The organism is Allobosea sp. ASV33 (genome assembly GCF_016428755.1).
Classification (GTDB): domain Bacteria; phylum Pseudomonadota; class Alphaproteobacteria; order Rhizobiales; family Beijerinckiaceae; genus Allobosea.
In genome coordinates this window covers 1-319 of sequence record NZ_JAELTI010000271.1, presented here as the reverse complement: position 1 = coordinate 319, position 319 = coordinate 1, and the positions used below count along the sequence as shown (strand labels likewise).

At 77.7% G+C, this 319-nt stretch carries 1 protein-coding gene and 1 pseudogene; one reads left to right on the top strand and one right to left on the bottom strand.

What is annotated here, in order from left to right:
* The coding region (locus tag JHD80_RS27515) for a hypothetical protein (RefSeq protein WP_199093782.1) at nucleotides 1–186 on the top strand (186 nt) is incomplete at its 5' end.
* 7 nt (nucleotides 187–193) lie between these two features.
* Here JHD80_RS27515 and JHD80_RS28890 read toward each other — a convergent pair.
* Nucleotides 194–319 (bottom strand): annotated as a pseudogene (locus JHD80_RS28890) (ABC transporter permease); the annotation flags it as partial.

The window sequence follows — 319 nt, the reverse complement described above, 5'->3', positions numbered from 1 at the left end:
CCCCCCCCCCCCCCCCCCCCCCCCCCCCCCCCCCCCCCCCCCCCCCCCCCCCCCCCCCCCCCCCCCCCCCCCCCCCCCCCCCCCCCCCCCCCCCCCCCCCCCCCCCCCCCCCCCCCCCCCCTTTCCACGCAGACGACGGCATACGAGATCGCGCCTAGAGTCTCGTGGGCTCGGAGATGTGTATAAGAGACAGGCGCAGGCCCTTGGCGCGGGCGAAGCGGACATAGTCGAGTGGCAGGACCTCGCGCACGCCGGCCCGCGTCAGCCGGATCACCAGCGAGACCTTGAACAGCGAGAGGTTGATCGCCGGCAGCAACAG